The sequence below is a fragment of the Kocuria gwangalliensis genome (assembly GCF_039544365.1).
GTDB lineage: Bacteria > Actinomycetota > Actinomycetes > Actinomycetales > Micrococcaceae > Kocuria > Kocuria gwangalliensis.
This window is the reverse complement of record NZ_BAABLN010000055.1, coordinates 1-1,199: the sequence shown is the minus strand read 5'-3', so window position 1 is coordinate 1,199 and position 1,199 is coordinate 1. Positions and strand designations below refer to the sequence as shown.

Annotated in this window: 1 protein-coding gene; it reads right to left on the bottom strand. The window is 64.4% G+C overall.

Translation table 11 applies throughout. The features are described from left to right. Nucleotides 1–67 precede the first annotated feature (67 nt). On the bottom strand, nucleotides 68–1,199 hold a 1,132-nt coding region (locus ABEA06_RS13550), incomplete at its 5' end, for an integrase (protein WP_345311832.1).

The window sequence follows — 1,199 nt, the reverse complement described above, 5'->3', positions numbered from 1 at the left end:
CGTCTTGCCTCATGTCAAGATGTCCGGATGGTGTTCGTGCTTGCCTCAGGTGAAATGTCCGCGTAGCTCACGCGGCGGGGCGGGTGCCCTGGGTGCGTGCGGCGGCTAATTCGATGAGTTGCTGCTGGATCTGGGTGATCCGTTGGGTGATCTGTGCTGGGTTGAGTGTTTCGTGTTCGCGGGTTAGGCGGTCGGTGGTCTTGGTGTCGAGGACGCCGGCGTCGAGCAGCCGCTGGTAGGGGGTGCGCGGGGCGTCGTAGATCCGCTTCTTCCGCCCGGCTTTCGTGTGGGCCCAGTCCACGGCTTTCACACAGGGCAGGAGGTAGTTCTTGCGGGCCATCACCAGGCCCCAGAGCTCGTTGAGCAGATCCATCTCGTGCTTGGTCTCGTAGCGGTAGCGGAACGCATGTCTGCGGACCCAGTCGCCGTTGCGTTGCTCGACGTGGGCGTTGTCGTTGTGCTTGTAGGGACGGCCCCGGGTGACGGGGATCTCGTGCGTGTCGGCCCAGGCGATCACACCCCAGTTCATGAACTCCGACCCGTTATCGAAGTCCACCCCGGCGACCGGGACGGGGGCGTGGGAGCGCATCCATTCGAGGGCACCGTGGATGTGGACGTAGGCGTTGTTGCGGATCGTGCGCAGCATTGTCCACCCCGCCACCGGGTCGGTGCCCGTCAGAGTGCGCAAGAACTCGCCCTTGAGAGTGTGGCCGCAGTGCGCGACGGTGTCCAGCTCCAGGAACCCCGCAGTGGTGAGTGGGGCGTCCATGCTGGTGCGCGTCGGGACCGACGAACGCAGAATATGCGATGGTTTCGTGCCCGACAACGCAATCGGGTACGCGGCGTCCTTGTGCGGCTTCAGGTACCGGTCGATCGTTGCCGCACTCATCGATTGCACCTCGTTCAACACCTCCGGGGTAAGGCGTGGTTCGACTTTGCCCAGTTCCCGAAACCGGACCAGCCGTTCGAGGGTGTCGTCCATGATCGCGGCCAGGTACTTCCCCGAGGGTTGGCCAGACAGCCGCCATACCTCCTGTAACACGACCAGCGCGTCGTAGGAGTACTTCCGTGGCCGCGGCTTGCGTTGCTGCTGGCTCGCAGCGCCCTTGCGCGTGTTCGCGGCGCGGATCGCGCGACGGGCATGATCACGAGTCCAGCCCGTGGCATGCACCAACTCATCCAGCAGTCGGCTTTTCTCG